Raw genomic sequence first — 17,718 nt, forward strand, 5'->3', positions numbered from 1 at the left:
ATTTACTAATGACACACGAAAAATTATTCGATGCGATGGAGACGGTTTCAAAGATTGCCCATCGAACTCCCTTTAAACAATCATCAACTTTGAACAAATGGACGGGCGGGAAAGTTTTTATGAAGCTTGAAAACCTTCAGAAAACAGGTTCGTTTAAATTAAGGGGAGCTTATTATAAAGTGTCGAACCTGAATATGATCGAAGCAAAAAAAGATGTGATAGCTGCTTCAGCAGGAAATCATGCCCAAGGATTAGCTCTATCTTGCAGTTTAAGTGGTATAAAATCAAAAATATTCATGCCGAAAAGTGCACCCATGCCAAAGATTGAAGCAGTTAAATCTTATGGAGCGGAAGTTGTTTTAGAAGGTGAGAACTATCAGGCTGCATATGAAGCGGCAAGAAAAGAAGAACAAAGAAACGGCGGAGTTTTTGTTCATGCGTTCGATGACCCTGATGTAATTGCTGGACAAAGTACCGTTGCTTTGGAGATGCTGCAGCAAAATCCCGACCTCCAAACAATAGTTGTTCCTGTTGGCGGCGGCGGGCTTTTAGCAGGAATTTCCCTAGCGGTTAAAATGATACGGCCGGATATACGTGTTGTAGGTGTTCAATCCGCCAATGCAAGTGCTGTTGTACAAGGTTTTACGGGGAATTCGAAAACGGCATTAACGAGATGTTCCACTATCGCTGATGGAATAGCAGTTGTTAAACCAGGTGAACTCACAGTACCGATCATCTCAAAATATGTAGATGAAATGGTTACCGTTACTGAAGAACAAATTGCTTTTGCAATGATGTTTATGCTAGAACGTGAAAAAATGGTTGTAGAAGGTGCTGGTGCAGCAAGTTTGGCAGCCGTATTATTCCATCGTAATTTAGCTGTTGATCAATCTGTTGGGCTTATTATTAGCGGAGGGAATGTTGATCCGCAAAAATGGTCATTTTATAAAGAAATGGCCGATAAATTAAATGTCATGAAACGGATTAGCTAAGGATTCTAGAGGCTTATAGAAGAGATTTAAAGTTCTTCTATGAGCTTTTTTTGTGCCTTTCGAGGTTTCTTGTGTTCCTATGTTTAAACTGATATTCTTTATTCAAACGGAATAGGGAAACGGAGCGTTGTGATGACTAACGAAAAAGAAAACAAAAACAATATCATTCGGTTTCCAAATCTATCGGGTCGGCTGCTTGAAAAAGGTATGGATTCACTAAAAAACAAACAGTTTGAAGAAGCTTTGTCTTGTTTTGAACAATTGCTTCACTCTGAACCCATGCATTCTCAAGGGAACCTTGGACTTGTTTTGAGTCTAGTGGAACTTGGCAGATTAAAGGAAGCAAAAATACGGTGTGACAGAATGCTTAAAGAAGGTATAGGCGAATACTACGATGTTCTGCAAATCTATTTAAGTATCCTTGTGCAGTTATCTGAATACATAACAGTCGTTTCGGTAATAGAAGCAGTATTGGAAGAACAGAAAATACCTGCTGATCGGGCAGAAACATTTTTTCAGCTTCTGCAGTTCAGCAGAAAAGTAATTGAGCAAGAGGGTGTACCAGAAGTTAAAAATTATCCTAAAGAGGAAATTTCTTATGAAAATCCAAACTTTTCTTCATTAAAAGAAATGCTTTCAAGTGACCGGGCTGATTTACAATGGATGGCAGTTCAGCAGTTGAAAAAGCTGGGTATGGAGCTGACTGTTCCGTTATTTGAATCCTTTTTAATTGATGAAACGAAGCACCCTGCTGTAAAAAGTTTAATTCTTCAATATTTAAAAGAAAACCATATTGATAAAACGGTTCGTCTCGAAAAACATGGTCAAGTTGAAGATGTTGTAATTTCTGAACTGGACGAATGGAATGAAGCGCCTTTTTATATAGAAGTAAAAAAGCTCATTCAAGATGAATTAGAGCAGGATAATCCTTCTTTACTAGATATCGCACTGGCTGTTTGGAAAGATTACACTTTGTCAATTTATCCATTTTTACCCCAGCCGGAAAATAAAGTGCTTTGGACTGAGGCTGCGATTATAGCAGCATCTGACCTATGCGGGATGGATGATGATTATGACTTGCAAGACCCAGATCTGCAAAAAGCAGTAAACCTTCTTATTGAGTTAGAACGCATTTATTTACAGTGATTGTTAGAAAGTGATGTAACTTGTTGAAATACACAATGTCTATGCTATAATGGAATGGTTGTAATCTATATGATATTTATAGGAAATACCGATGTTGGAGGGAACATTCATGAGTGCAAAATGGGAAAAGTTAGAAGGTAATCAAGGTGTCTTAACTGTTGAAGTTGAGGCTTCTGAAGTAGATACAGCTCTAGATCAAGCTTTCAAAAAGGTTGTTAAACAAGTTAACGTACCAGGATTCCGTAAAGGGAAAATGCCGCGCCGACTTTTTGAACAACGTTTTGGTGTAGAGTCACTTTATCAAGATGCTCTTGATATTCTTCTGCCAAAAGCTTACGGAGATGCAATTGAAGAAACAGGAATTGAACCTGTTGACCGTCCGGAAGTTGACGTTGAAAAAATGGAACAAGGCAGCAACCTTGTTTTCACAGCAAAAGTAATTGTTAAGCCAGAAGTAAAGCTTGGCGACTACAAAGGTCTTGAAGTTGAAAAAGTAGAAACAGAAGTTACTGATGAAGATGTTCAAAACGAACTTACTCGTTTGCAAGAACAACAAGCTGAATTAGTAGTTAAAGAAGATGGCGCTATAGAAAACGGCGACACTGTTAACATCGACTTTGAAGGATTTGTTGATGGAGAAGCATTCGAAGGCGGAAAAGCTGAGAACTATTCTCTTGAAATCGGTTCTGGTTCTTTCATCCCTGGATTTGAAGAACAGCTTGTTGGTGAAAACGCTGGAGCGGAAAAAGACGTAAACGTTTCTTTCCCTGAAGAATATCACGCAGAAGAACTTGCTGGTAAACCTGCAGTATTCAAAGTGAAAATTCATGACATCAAGTCTAAGCAGCTTCCTGAACTTAACGATGAGTTCGCTAAAGAAGCTGAAGGTGATGCAGAAACTCTTGAAGACTTGAAAAATGAATTGCGTACAAAGCTTGAAGAAAGCAAAAAGCAAGAAGCTGAAAACGCGACTCGCGAAACTGTAATTGAAAAAGCTTCTGAAAATGCTGAAATTGAAATTCCTGAAGCAATGGTTAATACGGAACTTGACCGTATGATCCAAGAATTTGGGCAACGTCTTCAAATGCAAGGTATGAACTTAGATCTTTATTACCAGTTCTCTGGAACAAGCGAAGAAGCTCTTCGTGAACAGATGAAAGAGGATGCTAATAAGCGCGTTCGTACAAATCTTGTACTAGAAGCTATTGTTGAAGCAGAAAACATCGAAGTTTCAGAAGAAGAAATTGATGCTGAACTTAATAAAATGGCTGAAATGTACCAAATGGACGTTGAACAAATTAAGCAAATGCTTGCAATGCAAGGTGGAAACAGTGCTGTAGCGTCAGATATAAAAGTACGTAAAGCGATTGAATTTCTTGTTGATAACAGCAAAACTGTTTAAATCTGCAAAATAGAATGTCAATAAATGAGACAAGGCGCGATTTCTTTTTATCGTGCCTTGTTTTGCAATATACATAAATTTTGTTTAGGTAATTTTTCCTGCTCTTTGAATAATAGGTTTTAAAACTGGCAGGAATGTTCATACTTATATAGAACCAGACCATACATATTTAATAAGAGTTATTATTTCCGTTTTATGAGGGAAGTGTGATACAATCCATAATAATCAACGGAATGCTTAAGTAGTAGAAATAAAAATATAAGACCTCAATTTGTTAATAATTGAAAACAGGTCAAGCGTTTCATCCATATTATTGTTTTAGGGGTGATATCATTGTTTAAATTTAATGATGAAAAAGGGCAATTAAAATGTTCGTTCTGTGGTAAAACACAAGATCAAGTAAGAAAACTGGTTGCCGGACCAGGTGTATATATTTGTGATGAGTGTATTGAGCTCTGTACGGAAATTGTTGAAGAAGAGCTTGGTACAGAAGAAGATGTAGAATTAAAAGAAGTACCGAAACCAGTTGAGATCCGTAAGATTCTTGATGAGTATGTTATTGGTCAGGATCAAGCAAAGAAATCTCTATCTGTTGCGGTATATAATCACTACAAACGTATTAACTCATCTCAAAAATCTGATGAAGTTGAGCTGGCGAAAAGTAATATTGCCATGATAGGGCCGACTGGAAGCGGTAAAACATTGCTTGCTCAAACATTGGCGCGTATTTTGAACGTTCCATTTGCGATCGCTGATGCTACTTCATTAACTGAAGCGGGATATGTCGGGGAAGACGTAGAGAACATTTTACTTAAACTTATCCAGTCTGCTGATTATGATGTTGAAAAAGCAGAAAAAGGAATCATCTATATTGATGAGATTGATAAGATTGCACGGAAATCTGAAAATCCATCAATCACAAGAGATGTATCAGGTGAAGGTGTGCAGCAAGCCCTTCTGAAAATTTTAGAAGGAACTGTTGCAAGTGTACCTCCACAAGGGGGAAGAAAACACCCTCATCAGGAGTTCATCCAGATTGATACGACAAATATCTTATTCATTTGTGGTGGGGCATTTGATGGAATTGAACAAATTATCAAACGCCGTCTCGGGAAAAAAGTAATTGGATTCAGTAATGATTCCAAACAGGCAGAATTAAAAGCCGGAGAATATTTATCCAAAGTTCTTCCAGAAGATCTTCTTCGTTTTGGATTAATTCCAGAGTTTATCGGTCGTTTGCCGGTAATCTCTAACCTAAATACTTTAGATGAAGATGCATTGATTGAAATTTTAACTAAACCAAAGAATGCATTGGTTAAGCAATATCAAAAGCTATTAGATATCGATGGAGTTGAGTTGGAATTTACGGAAGAAGCGCTCCGTGAAATTTCATCCCAAGCAATCGAGCGTAAAACGGGTGCTCGTGGACTTCGTTCAATTATTGAGGGCGTTATGCTTGATGTTATGTTTGATCTGCCTTCACGTGATGATGTTGTAAAGTGTATCATTACAAAAGAAACGATTTCAGACAAGGTTCCGCCAAAATTGGAGCTTGAAGATGGTACGGTTATAGAGAATAAAGAAACTCCAAAAGAGAGTGCTTAAAAGATGGAGACCTGAAAGCTGCGGCTTTCGGGTTTTTTTGTTCGTTCCGTTCTTTTCTAAAAGATTGTTGCTTACGAATATTTTTTCTTCATTGACAGTTGATTGGAGTGGAAGGTGCGAGACTCCTCGAAAATGAAAATCACATTTTCTTTGTGCGATGTTTCGCTGCCGAAGCCTTCCTTATCCTACCGGAAAGGCTGGCAGGCGAGACACTTAAAAGTGAAACGTCCGAATGTGGCTCACCGCCTGTCCCGTGGAAAGCGAGCAACCTGGCACGGAAATCAGCTACTTTCAAAAGAAATTGTCGAAATATGCAGAAAGACGCAATTCCTATCTATTTAGACTCAATTCTTAGAAATGGGACTCAATTAAGCATGAAGCAGACCCAATTATTTCAAAATAGACTCAATAAACAGAATGAAGCATGCCCATCACAATAAAACGTCTTCATTTGATACCGTTATCCTACAAGCGAAGCATTTATTCACCAAACTTCATTGAAATAAACCGTTTAGGTCATCAACTCCCCGGAGATACTATGGGTATCACTACATATGTACCGGGAGGAAAATCATGAACTGGACAGGAATCGCGTTACTCATTCAATTGTTTTTTGGGATTGTCATCGGTTTGTATTTTTGGAACTTGCTAAGAAATCAGCGATCTCAAAAAGTAAGTGTGGATAAAGAATCGAGAAAGGAGATGGAACAGTTAAGAAGGCTTCGTTCTATTTCTCTATCAGAACCTTTATCTGAGCGGGTGCGCCCCGGAAAATTTGAAGATATAATTGGTCAGGAAGACGGAATTAAAGCATTGAAAGCGGCATTATGCGGTCCAAATCCGCAGCATGTTATCATTTACGGTCCTCCTGGAGTTGGGAAAACAGCTGCAGCACGGCTCGTATTAGAAGAAGCGAAAAGAAATCGAACTTCTCCTTTTCGATCAACAGCTGTATTTGTGGAGCTGGATGCTACAACGGCACGTTTTGATGAGCGCGGAATTGCAGATCCCTTGATTGGATCAGTCCATGACCCGATCTATCAAGGAGCTGGAGCGATGGGGCAGGCAGGAATTCCACAGCCTAAACAAGGGGCTGTAACAAATGCACATGGCGGTGTCTTATTTATAGATGAAATTGGTGAGCTTCATCCTATTCAAATGAATAAACTTTTAAAAGTATTAGAAGATAGAAAAGTTTTTCTGGAAAGTGCTTATTACTCAGAAGAAAACGCAAATATACCGCATCATATTCATGATATATTTCAAAATGGACTTCCAGCAGATTTTCGCATGATTGGTGCCACCACAAGAATGCCGGAAGAAATTCCGCCTGCCATTCGATCAAGATGTCTGGAAGTGTTTTTTAGAGAACTTCAGCCTGCTGAGGTTGAACTGATAGCCAAAAGAGCCGCTGATAAAATTCAGCTCAATATTGATGAAGAGTCTGTGAAATATATGGCTCAATATGCTAAGAATGGCCGTGAAGCTGTTAATATGATTCAAATTGCAGCAGGCACGGCAATAACAGAAGACCGAAAAACAATTACAAAGGCCGATGTAGAATGGGTTACCTATTCAAGCCGGATGACACCAAGACCTGAAAGAAAAATCGGCAGTAAACCAAAAATTGGATTAGTGAACGGATTAGCTGTTTATGGACCTACAAGCGGAGCCTTATTAGAAATTGAAACTACGGTTCTCCCTGCAAAAAAACAAGGAACAATTACGATAACCGGAATTGCCGAAGAAGAGAGTATTGGTAATCAAGCAAAATCAATACGAAGAAAAAGTATGGCAAAAGGATCTGTTGAAAATGTAATTACTGTTCTTCGGTATATGGGTGTTGACGCTTCTAATTATGATATACACGTGAACTTTCCTGGGGGCGGTCCGGTAGACGGTCCATCTGCAGGAATTGCTATCGCATCGTCCATTTACTCAGCCATTCATAAAATTCGTGTGGATCACGAAATAGCGATGACTGGTGAGATCAGTATTCATGGAAAAGTGAAGCCAGTTGGCGGAGTGATGGCTAAAGTATTAGCGGCAAAAGATGCTGGTGCAAAACGTGTTTTAATTCCATTTGAAAACAACCAAAAGATCTTTGAAGAAATAACGGATATTGAAGTAATTCCTGTGAAAAAACTTGCAGAAGTGTTTCAATATGTATTTTTAGATGAGGCGGAAGATAAATCAATACCTGCCTCTGCAGCTGTCAACTCCCCTCCTTCTTCTGTTTAAGGAGAAGCAGGGGGTTTCTTTTTGTTTATTGCTTTTTAAATTAAGAAAGTTAGGGTAAGTAACTAACATTAGACAAACGTAAGCATTATCGGTAGAATTGTACAAAGACTATGCATATATTTAATGATTACATAGCAGTTTTCGGAGGTGTTTTTTTATGGGGGAAAAAAGAGTTCTTCCGCTCCTCCCTCTACGCGGATTATTAGTTTATCCGACAATGGTACTTCATTTGGATGTTGGAAGAGAGAAATCAATTCAAGCTTTAGAAAAAGTAATGCTTGATGATCAAATGATTTTTTTATCGACTCAAAAAGAGGTATCTATTGAAGATCCGGGTCAAGAGGAAATTTACAGTGTAGGGACATTATCAAAAGTCAATCAAATGCTTAAATTACCAAATGGCACAATACGCGTTTTAGTAGAAGGAATACAACGAGGCGAAATAACGTCATTTATTGATGAAAAAACGCACGTTGAAGTGGAGATAGAGCTAACAGAAGAAGTTGAAAACAAAGAAGCAGAGACTGAAGCGTTAATGCGGGCTGTATTAGCACAATTTGAACAATACATAAATCTGTCCAAAAAAGTTACGCCTGAAACATTGGCTTCTGTTCAGGATATTTCTGAACCGGGACGGCTAGCAGATGTTATCTCATCACATCTTTCCCTTAAGATTAAAGATAAACAAGAAATTTTGGAAATTTTTGATGTGAAGGGTAGACTGGAACACCTGCTTGCTATTTTGAACAACGAAAAAGAAGTGCTAGGACTCGAAAAGAAGATTGGTCAGCGTGTAAAAAAGGCAATGGAAAAAACGCAAAAAGAATATTATTTGCGTGAACAAATGAAGGCCATACAAAAAGAGCTTGGTGATAAAGAAGGCAAAACAGGAGAAGTCAGCTCTTTAAAAGATCGTATTGAAGCCTCAGATATGCCAGAAAATATTATGGAAATAGCTCGCAAAGAACTAGACCGCTATGAAAAGATGCCTAATTCTTCTGCTGAAAGTTCAGTGATTCGTACATATATCGAATGGCTAGTTAATTTGCCGTGGAAACAGGAAACGGTTGATAACCTGGATATTTCGAATGCTGAGACAGTGCTGAATGAAGATCATTATGGACTTGAGAAAGTTAAGGATCGGGTTCTAGAATACTTAGCTGTTCAAAAGTTAACGAATTCCCTAAAAGGACCGATTCTTTGTTTAGTGGGACCTCCGGGTGTTGGTAAAACATCATTAGCACGTTCAATCGCTCGTGCGATAGGAAGAAACTTTGTCCGAATCTCATTAGGCGGAGTTAGAGATGAAGCCGAAATAAGAGGGCATAGAAGAACTTATGTAGGCGCAATGCCAGGACGTCTCATTCAAGGGATGAAGAAGGCAGGTACTGTGAATCCTGTATTCTTATTGGATGAAATTGATAAGATGTCCAGTGATTTTAGAGGAGATCCATCCTCAGCAATGCTGGAAGTGCTTGATCCTGAACAAAACAGTAATTTTAGTGATCATTATATCGAAGAGCCGTATGACTTATCCAAAGTCATGTTTGTTACTACAGCTAACTCTCTTTCTACAATTCCTGGACCGCTTCTAGATCGTATGGAAGTCATCTCGATTGCGGGTTATACAGAGGTAGAAAAGCTTCATATTTCTCGTAATCACTTAATTCCAAAGCAATTAAAAGAACACGGTCTAAAGAAAAGCCAAATTCAGTTTAAAGATGACTGTATCTTGAAACTTGTTCGCAATTATACGCGTGAAGCGGGAGTGCGTAACCTGGAGCGCCAAATTGCAGGATTATGCAGAAAAGCGGCAAAACAGATAGTCTCAACAGATAAGAAGAAAGTAATCTTCACAGCAAAAAATCTAGAAGAATTCCTAGGCAAACCCCGTTTCCGATACGGCCAGGCAGAGCTGGAAGATCAAATCGGAGCTGCAACAGGTCTAGCCTATACGACAGCAGGCGGTGATACACTCTCTATTGAAGTGGCATTATCACCGGGGAAAGGGAAACTGATCTTAACAGGAAAGTTAGGAGATGTTATGAAGGAATCGGCACAAGCTGCTCTAAGTTATGTGCGGACAAAAGTAGAAGATTTAGGCATTAACCCTGACTTTTACGAGAAAACGGATATTCATATTCATGTTCCAGAAGGAGCTACACCAAAAGATGGTCCTTCAGCCGGTATTACAATCGCAACGGCGCTTGTATCTGCATTAACTAAAAGACCGGTAAAACGTGATGTAGGGATGACTGGTGAAATTACATTAAGAGGCCGTGTATTGCCAATTGGCGGTTTGAAAGAAAAATCATTAAGCGCTCATCGTGCTGGGATAAAAACAATTATCTTGCCAAAAGAGAACGAGAAGGACATTGAGGAAATTCCTGAAACTGTTAAGGAAGGCCTTTCATTTATCCTGGTATCCCATCTAGATGAAGTGTTAAAAGTTGCATTAGCAGGTGATCAAAAGTGAAAATAAATACAGCTGAGATTGTAATATCAGCCGTGGGGCCGAAACAATATCCGGAAGGCAATCTTCCGGAAATTGCCCTAGCAGGGCGGTCTAATGTCGGGAAATCTTCTTTTATAAATAAAATGATTCATCGTAAAAATTTAGCGAGAACATCCTCTAAGCCAGGAAAAACGCAGACTCTGAATTTTTATATCTTAAATGACACGTTTCATTTTGTGGATGTACCAGGTTATGGCTTCGCAAAAGTGTCTAAATCAGAAAGAGAAGCTTGGGGAAAAATGATCGAGGAATATCTTGTTGAACGTGACCAGCTAAAAGCGGTTGTTCAGCTCGTTGATCTAAGACATGCGCCTTCCAAAGATGATTGTTTAATGTATGACTGGCTGAAGTATCATGAACTTCCCGTAATTATCGTGGCAACGAAAAGCGATAAGATCCCTAAAGGAAAATGGGATAAACATAAGAAAGTCGTTAAAGAAACATTAAACATGCATCCAGATGATAAGCTGATTCTCTTTTCCTCTGAGACAGGTCAAGGAAAAGAAGAAGCCTGGAAAGTAATTGACTCATATCTCTTCAACAAGTAAAAAATAAATATTTTCAGTAGGTATCCCATAAAAGACTTGGGGTACTTTTTTTTACGTGAAAACCATTTTTTCATCGCATATCAGTTGAAGTTTCGCCAAAGAAAAAACAGGATTTTGATAGTGAAAACCTAATTTTAAAGTGGAATCGTATAACAGTTGTGCACTTTCAAAAGGACTGTTAATTAAAATCATTTCGTAAAAGCATCAATAACGTCTATCCAGCTTATTGCTAAAAGATTCTTCTTTACATGCTTCAAGTCATGGTTTATCAAAGTTAAAAAAAGGGGCTATCCACATCGAAGTGAATCAGCCCCTTTTTTTATTTTTTTCTGAAAAAGATTAAATACGCACCAAGAATCATTAAGACGATTGGCCAGAAGTTTTCCACATCTGCAAATATATTCTGCATAGATGGGGTATTACTTTTAAAAAAGATAAACCAAAGCGATAAAAGCGTCAGAAGAAGACCTGGTATAAGCCCTTCCTTAGTCTTTTTATATTGAACTAAAAATGCTATCCCCGTCAGTAATGTGATCATCTGTAAAGGATCAGGCCATGATTCTATTATTGGCGCGGCATGAAAGTGTATACCGAGTCCTGTAAGAAAAACACCTGAAAATAGGCTAGCTGATTCTTTTCCGGAATTTGCTTGAACGATTAGAGCAAGTCCGATGATGATTAATAAAGTTGGCCATGTTAAATATTGCTGAATTGGTTCTACATTCATTCGGATGGCGAAAAAAAATAAACCGATCCCTAGTAAAATAATACCGCTAAATTTGTTCTGTTGTTTCATAATTCCTCCAATAATGCTTAACCCTTTGCTAATTTGGTCGAAATTTGTTATTTTTAATATTGGTGTTAAGTTTTGGGATTTAGGAAAACCTAAAACAGCTGCCAAAACCTATAAAATGATTAACACTATCATAGCATAAACGTTTGGATTCTGTTCACAAAATGAGAACAGAACGAATTTTTGCCCATGGTATAATAGAATTATATTTATACATAGAAAAAGGGAGGTGAGCTCATGCATATATTAATGGTAGGAATTAATTATAAAACAGCTCCTGTAGAAATACGCGAGAAGGTTTCGTTCCAGCCAGCTGATATGTCTGAAGCTATCTCTAGACTGCGAAAACAAAAAAGTATATTAGAATGTGTAATCGTTTCAACATGCAACCGTACAGAAATTTATGCTGTAGCAGATCAGCTCCACACAGGGAGATATTATATTAAATCATTCATAGCAGAGTACTTTGGATTAGAAGTGTCAGATCTTTCTCCATTTTTAACGATCAAGAACGGAGAAGCTGCTGTTGAACATTTATTCCGAGTTTCTTCTGGTTTAGATTCTATGGTAATCGGAGAAACACAAATCCTTGGTCAAGTGAAAGACAGTTTCTTAGAAGCTCAAAATCTTTCAGCTACAGGAACGATATTTAATAAATTAATGAAGCAAGCGATCACATTTGCGAAAAAGTGCCATTCTGAAACGGATATTGGAGAAAATGCTGTTTCAGTTAGTTATGCTGCAGTTGAACTGGCTAAAAAAATCTTTGGCGGGCTCCAGAATAAAACGATCTTAATTGTCGGGGCTGGTAAAATGGGCGAATTGACAGCAAAGCATCTTCATTCCAGTGGAGGAAATGAAGTGCTTGTGATCAACCGTACATTTGAAAAAGCGAAAGAAGTAGCGGAGAAATTCCACGGCACCGCTCACCCAATTGAACATTTAGATCAGCTGCTTGTTCGAGCTGATATTGTTATCTCTTCAACAGGTGCAAGTGATTTTGTCATTACGAAAGACACAGCTGCTCCTGCTGTTAAAAAGAGAAAAGGTTTACCATTATTTATGGTTGATATCGCCGTTCCGAGAGATTTAGATCCTGCCTTGCATGATTTAGACAGTGTCTTTTTATACGATATTGACGATTTAGAAGGCATCGTAGAATCCAATCTTGCAGAACGCAAAAAAGAAGCGGAAAAAATTGAACTGATGATTGAAGCAGAAATTGTTTCCTTTCAATCATGGATCTCTTTGCTTGGTGTCGTGCCTCTTATTTCAGCACTTCGTGATAAAGCCTTAACGATTCAAGCAGAAACGATGGAGAGTATTGAACGGAAGATGCCCGATCTTACTGATCGTGAAAGAAAGATACTGAGCAAACATACGAAAAGTATTGTCAATCAGCTATTGCGTGAACCTGTTACAAAAGCAAAAGAAATGGCAGGTCAGCCTCATGCTGAAGAGCAGCTTCAATTATTTACTGAAATATTTGGGCTGGAAGAATACGTGGATAAACAAAAGCAGTTGGAAACAGAACTTGCTGATCAGAGAAGTGAAAGTATTTCTTTAGCGGATAAAGCACTGAACCCGCTTACAGCAAGAACATAAGTTAAGTTTCCCTCGAGCTCATGGAGTGTGAGCAAAATGAAATGGATATATGATCTGACAATTGTCTTATATGCACTTAGCATCACAGGCTATTTTATAGATTTTCTTCAAAACAACCGGAAAGCGAATCGATTTGCTTTCTGGTTGCTTTCTATTGTCTGGATATTACAAACGGTCTTTTTTGTGTTAAGGATGCTGAAAGATCAGCGTTTTCCTATTTTAACACCATCAGAAGGCTTGTTTTTTTATGCATGGATACTTGTTACTTTCTCAGTTGTAATGAGTCGGTTTTTCCGTGTAGACTTTTTAGTTTTTTTCACGAATGTCCTAGGATTCTTGCTTGTTTCAATCCATTTATTTGCACCAACTGGACAGGCGAGCCCTGTTATTGAAAAACAGATGATCTCTGAGCTGTTAATCATACATGTAACGATGGCTTTTATCTCCTATGGAGCTTTTTCGCTGTCATTCATATTTTCGTTCATGTATCTATTGCAGCATAGCATGTTGAAGAGAAAAAAGTGGAATAAGAGATTACAGCGTTTCGGAAGCCTGTCTAAGCTGGAGAAACTATCATTCAGGCTGACTACGATAGGTGTTCCCCTTTTGTTATTAAGTTTAATATTGGGCGTTATATGGGCATTCTGGAAGGTAAATGATTTTACGCTTCTCGATGTAAAAGTGATCTCTTCATTCATCGTACTTATCGTATACAGCACGTATCTATATCAGAAAGTCGCAAGAGGTGTTCAAGGAAAAACACTTGCTTTTTGGAATACAGCCGCATTCCTGGTTGTACTAATAAACTATTTTTTGGCTACAACATTTACCGAATTTCATTTGTGGTATAAGTAAAAAGATAGGAGATATATAAATGAGAAAAATAATAGTAGGATCTAGAAGAAGCAAATTAGCTTTAACTCAAACGAACTGGGTCATTGAACAGCTAAAAAAATCAGGTCTTCCGTTCGAATTTGAAGTAAAAGAAATTGTAACAAAAGGTGATGTGATCTTAGATGTCACTTTATCAAAAGTAGGCGGAAAAGGTTTGTTTGTTAAGGAAATAGAGCAAGCCATGTTAGACAAGGAGATTGATATTGCCGTACACAGTATGAAAGATATGCCTGCTGTACTTCCAGAAGGACTCGAAATCTCATGCACACCAAAGCGTGTAGATCCTAGAGATGCTTTTATTTCAGAAAAATATTCTTCACTAAGCGAACTGCCTGATGGAGCGATAGTTGGAACAAGCTCTCTCAGAAGAGCGGCACAGCTTTTACATAAGCGCCCTGATCTAACGATTAAATCAATTCGTGGTAACATTGATACACGGCTAGAAAAGCTTAAGACAGGTGAATTTGATGCCATTATTCTAGCTGCTGCTGGATTAGAGAGAATGGGCTGGTCAAAAGAAACCGTTACCGAGTTATTGGATATTAATCTTTGTCTTCCAGCAGTCGGACAAGGCTCACTTGCGATCGAATGCCGCAGTGAAGATGAAGAAGTTAAACAGTTATTAGCAACTTTAAATGATGAATATACGTTCCAAACAGTCGAGGCAGAACGTGCTTTCCTTAACACACTTGAAGGGGGCTGCCAAGTTCCGATTGCAGCTTTTGCTGTTTTAGAGAATGATAACATTACTTTAACAGGTCTTGTAGCTGATCCAACGGGCAAAATCGTATTAAAACAAACTAAATCTGGTCAAGATCCTTACACAGTTGGTGTGGAGCTTGCTAATGAATTAAAAGAGCATGGAGCAAAACAAATACTTGATGATGTTAAAAAGGATCTTGATGCTTAATGGAAAAAGAGCGTCCTTTAGCAGGTAAGAAAATTCTTGTTACCCGGCCTAAAGAGCAGTCTGATCAGCTGTTTTCCATGATCATGGATGAAGGCGGTATACCGCTCTCCTTTCCCATTATCAAAATTGAAGATGCTTTTCAAACAAAGACGTTAACGGAAGAATTGCTGCATTATGATTGGATCATTTTTACTAGTAAAAATGGAGTTGATTATTTTTTTAATAGGATTCGTAATGCCGGTTTTTCAATCACTGATCAAAAGGTTGCTGCTGTTGGTGAGAAAACGAGTGAGGCACTTCAACAGTGGGGAATATTTGAAGTGCTTGTACCGCCAAAATTTGATGCGATAACATTAGTCGAACTTTTAAAGCAGCATGTGAATAAGGGTGATCGATTGTTATTTTCGAAAGGCAGCCTCGCTCCTTCTTATATTAAGGAAGAATTGACAGGATGGGCTGAAGTTGATGAGTTAATCGTTTATGAAACGAAACCCAACGAGGACGTGGACTGGTCCCTTATTGAAAATGCAGACAGTTTATTTTTCCTCAGCCCTTCTGCCGTTTCATTTATGATGAAGCATCCTAAAATCAATAAAAATAAAATCTTAGCTGTCCCTGTTTTTTGTATAGGTCCGACAACAAAAAAAGCTGCACTGGAACTGGGCTTTGAGAAAGTATTAATGCCAGAGCGCTTTACAGCAGAAGATTTGGTAAAAACAGCATCAGCTTATTTTCAAGGAGGAAATTAACATGAACTTTCAGCGTCATCGCCGTTTAAGAAAAACAGATTCTATGCGTTCACTTGTTCGTGAAACACATCTGCATGCATCAGATTTTATTTATCCTTTATTTTTTGTTGAAGGAGATAATGTAAAAAAAGAAGTTCCTTCAATGCCTGGGGTTTTTCATTATTCACTTGATTTGCTAGAAGGTGAAATAAAAGAAATTGAAAGCCTTGGCATACAATCCATTATCGTTTTTGGTGTTCCAAATGATAAGGATGAATGCGGAAGCTCTGCTTATGATCATAATGGAATCGTTCAAAAAGCGATTCGACAAATTAAAGAAGTTGCTCCTTCTTTAACAGTTATAGCTGATACATGTCTGTGTCAATATACGGATCATGGGCATTGTGGTGTGATTGAAAATGGAGAAGTGCTCAATGATGAATCACTGGCACTTTTGGCTAAAACTGCTGTATCGCAAGCAGAAGCTGGTGCTGATATTATTGCACCATCTAATATGATGGATGGATTTGTTGCAGCAATTAGACAAGGATTAGACGAAGCCGGATATTACGATATTCCGATCATGTCTTATGCAGTAAAATATGCTTCAGCTTTTTATGGTCCTTTCCGTGACGCAGCTCATAGTACTCCACAATTTGGAGACCGCAAAACATACCAGATGGACCCTGCAAACCGTTTGGAAGCTATTAGAGAAGCTGAATCTGACATTGCTGAAGGCGCAGATTTCTTAATCGTTAAACCAGCTCTTGCCTATCTGGATATTTTAAGAGAACTTAAAGACAGATATCCTCTTCCGTTAGTTGCTTATAATGTGAGCGGTGAATACTCCATGATCAAAGCAGCTGCTATTAACGGCTGGGTAGATGAAAAAAGTATCGTGCTTGAAAAATTAATCTCTATGAAGCGTGCTGGTTCAGATTTAATTATTACTTATTTTGCAAAAGATGCCGCAAGATGGCTTAATGAAACAAAATAGAAAGGGTGTTCATATGAGAAGCTTTGATAAATCAGTCGCTGCTTTTAAAGAAGCCAAGGAGTACATGCCTGGAGGCGTAAACAGTCCTGTTCGTGCTTTTAAATCAGTCAATATGGATCCTGTTTTTATGGAACGCGGAAAAGGATCTAAAATATATGATATCGATGGGAATGAATACATCGATTACGTCTTATCATGGGGACCTTTAATTCTTGGACATGCAGATGAAAAGGTGGTAACTGCTTTAAAAGAAACGGCAGAACTTGGTACAAGCTTCGGTGCTCCGAATGAAATGGAAACAAAACTTGCAAAGCTTGTTATTGACCGTGTACCATCCATTGAAGTCGTTCGAATGGTGAATTCAGGGACAGAAGCAACAATGAGCGCATTGCGTTTAGCAAGAGGATATACAGGAAGAAGCAAAATCGTAAAATTTGAGGGCTGTTATCATGGGCATGGTGATTCATTATTAATTAAAGCAGGTTCAGGTGTAGCAACTCTTGGTCTTCCGGATTCTCCTGGTGTTCCTGAAGGTGTAGCTCAAAATACAATTACTGTTCCTTACAATGATCTAGTAAGTCTTCAATATGCATTTGAAGAGTTTGGAGAAGACATTGCCTGTGTAATTGTTGAACCAGTTGCAGGCAACATGGGAGTCGTCCCTCCGCAAAAAGGGTTTCTAGAAGGCATTCGCAAAATTACTTCCCAATATGGTTCCCTTTTAATCTTCGATGAAGTAATGACAGGTTTTCGAGTAGATTATCATTGTGCGCAAGGTTATTTTGGTGTAACACCTGACTTAACTTGTTTAGGTAAAGTAATCGGCGGTGGACTGCCTGTAGGAGCATATGGCGGAAAACGTGAAATTATGGAGCAAATTGCACCAAGCGGACCGATCTATCAAGCTGGTACCTTATCTGGTAATCCTCTCGCGATGGCCGCAGGGTATGCTACACTTTCACAATTAACAAAAGAAAGCTATAGCCATTTTACTAAATTAGGCGATCTCTTAGCTTCCGGAATTACCGAAGCAGCAGAACATTATGGAATTGATCATACGATTAATCGTGCGGGAAGTATGATTGGATTCTTTTTCACAAATCAGGATGTTATTAATTATGAAACAGCAAAAACTTCAAATTTAGACCATTTTACATCTTGTTTCCGTACTATGCTTTTAGAAGGTGTTTCTCTTCCTCCTTCACAGTTTGAAGGATTGTTTTTATCGATGGCTCATACCGAAGAAGATATTAACAAAACAGTTAATGCCTTTAGAAAAGCTTTTTCTCAATTAAAATAATCATTAATTTTTCGCGTACGCTATTAAAGCGTGCGCTTTTTT

14 protein-coding genes are annotated in these 17,718 nt (G+C 38.3%); 13 read left to right on the top strand and 1 reads right to left on the bottom strand.

The annotated features are described in order from the left end of the window. The first annotated feature begins 8 nt into the window (after window positions 1-8). The 7 genes from ilvA (at window position 9) to yihA (ending at window position 10,449) form a co-directional block, all read left to right on the top strand. A complete protein-coding gene (ilvA, locus tag RGB74_RS06115) occupies window positions 9-992 on the top strand; it encodes a threonine ammonia-lyase (protein WP_310762105.1) in 984 nt (327 codons plus the stop codon). 132 nt (window positions 993-1,124) lie between these two features. Beyond that, window positions 1,125-2,138 carry a hypothetical protein gene (locus RGB74_RS06120; protein WP_310762106.1) on the top strand — a complete coding sequence of 338 codons (1,014 nt, stop codon included), beginning with the start codon at window positions 1,125-1,127 and terminating at the stop codon, window positions 2,136-2,138. Between the two features lie 109 nt (window positions 2,139-2,247). Next, complete coding sequence (tig, locus tag RGB74_RS06125) at window positions 2,248-3,540, top strand: trigger factor (protein ID WP_310762107.1); 1,293 nt, start codon at window positions 2,248-2,250, stop codon at window positions 3,538-3,540. A gap of 333 nt (window positions 3,541-3,873) precedes the next feature. Beyond that, on the top strand, window positions 3,874-5,145 hold the full coding sequence (gene clpX, locus RGB74_RS06130; RefSeq protein ID WP_310762108.1) for an ATP-dependent protease ATP-binding subunit ClpX: 1,272 nt from the start codon (window positions 3,874-3,876) through the stop codon (window positions 5,143-5,145). A 573-nt stretch (window positions 5,146-5,718) separates the two neighbouring features. Further along, window positions 5,719-7,386, top strand: coding sequence for an ATP-dependent protease LonB (lonB, locus tag RGB74_RS06135; protein ID WP_310762109.1), 1,668 nt, complete (start codon window positions 5,719-5,721; stop codon window positions 7,384-7,386). 157 nt (window positions 7,387-7,543) lie between these two features. Beyond that, the gene (gene lon, locus RGB74_RS06140) at window positions 7,544-9,862 is read left to right on the top strand and encodes an endopeptidase La (RefSeq protein ID WP_310762110.1); all 2,319 of its coding nucleotides are present in this window, start codon (window positions 7,544-7,546) and stop codon (window positions 9,860-9,862) included. Then, complete coding sequence (gene yihA / locus RGB74_RS06145) at window positions 9,859-10,449, top strand: ribosome biogenesis GTP-binding protein YihA/YsxC (RefSeq protein ID WP_310762111.1); 591 nt, start codon at window positions 9,859-9,861, stop codon at window positions 10,447-10,449. Before lon ends, yihA begins: the two co-directional genes overlap by 4 nt. A gap of 319 nt (window positions 10,450-10,768) precedes the next feature. Here yihA and RGB74_RS06150 read toward each other — a convergent pair whose 3' ends face one another. Further along, window positions 10,769-11,350 carry a LiaI-LiaF-like domain-containing protein gene (locus RGB74_RS06150; protein WP_396136023.1) on the bottom strand — a complete coding sequence of 194 codons (582 nt, stop codon included), beginning with the start codon at window positions 11,348-11,350 and terminating at the stop codon, window positions 10,769-10,771. 129 nt (window positions 11,351-11,479) lie between these two features. On the opposite strand from RGB74_RS06150, the gene hemA reads away from it, so the two are divergent. Genes hemA through hemL form a run of 6 tightly spaced genes read left to right on the top strand, consistent with a single transcriptional unit; the run spans window position 11,480 to window position 17,676 of the window. Next, a complete protein-coding gene (gene hemA / locus RGB74_RS06155) occupies window positions 11,480-12,847 on the top strand; it encodes a glutamyl-tRNA reductase (RefSeq protein ID WP_310762114.1) in 1,368 nt (455 codons plus the stop codon). A gap of 36 nt (window positions 12,848-12,883) precedes the next feature. After that, window positions 12,884-13,702 (top strand): cytochrome c biogenesis protein, encoded by an 819-nt coding sequence (locus RGB74_RS06160; protein WP_310762115.1) that lies wholly within the window; start codon window positions 12,884-12,886, stop codon window positions 13,700-13,702. 19 nt (window positions 13,703-13,721) lie between these two features. Then, the gene (gene hemC, locus RGB74_RS06165) at window positions 13,722-14,651 is read left to right on the top strand and encodes a hydroxymethylbilane synthase (RefSeq protein ID WP_310762116.1); all 930 of its coding nucleotides are present in this window, start codon (window positions 13,722-13,724) and stop codon (window positions 14,649-14,651) included. Next, window positions 14,651-15,400, top strand: coding sequence for a uroporphyrinogen-III synthase (locus RGB74_RS06170; RefSeq protein ID WP_310762117.1), 750 nt, complete (start codon window positions 14,651-14,653; stop codon window positions 15,398-15,400). The genes hemC and RGB74_RS06170 overlap by 1 nt, the downstream gene beginning before the upstream one ends. Window position 15,401: 1 nt before the next feature. Beyond that, window positions 15,402-16,376, top strand: a complete 975-nt coding sequence (gene hemB, locus RGB74_RS06175) for a porphobilinogen synthase (protein ID WP_310762118.1) — start codon at window positions 15,402-15,404, stop codon at window positions 16,374-16,376. A 13-nt stretch (window positions 16,377-16,389) separates the two neighbouring features. Then, window positions 16,390-17,676 carry a glutamate-1-semialdehyde 2,1-aminomutase gene (gene hemL, locus RGB74_RS06180; RefSeq protein ID WP_310762806.1) on the top strand — a complete coding sequence of 429 codons (1,287 nt, stop codon included), beginning with the start codon at window positions 16,390-16,392 and terminating at the stop codon, window positions 17,674-17,676. Window positions 17,677-17,718 lie beyond the last annotated feature (42 nt).

The organism is Bacillus sp. NEB1478 (genome assembly GCF_031582965.1).
GTDB lineage: Bacteria > Bacillota > Bacilli > Bacillales > Fictibacillaceae > Fictibacillus.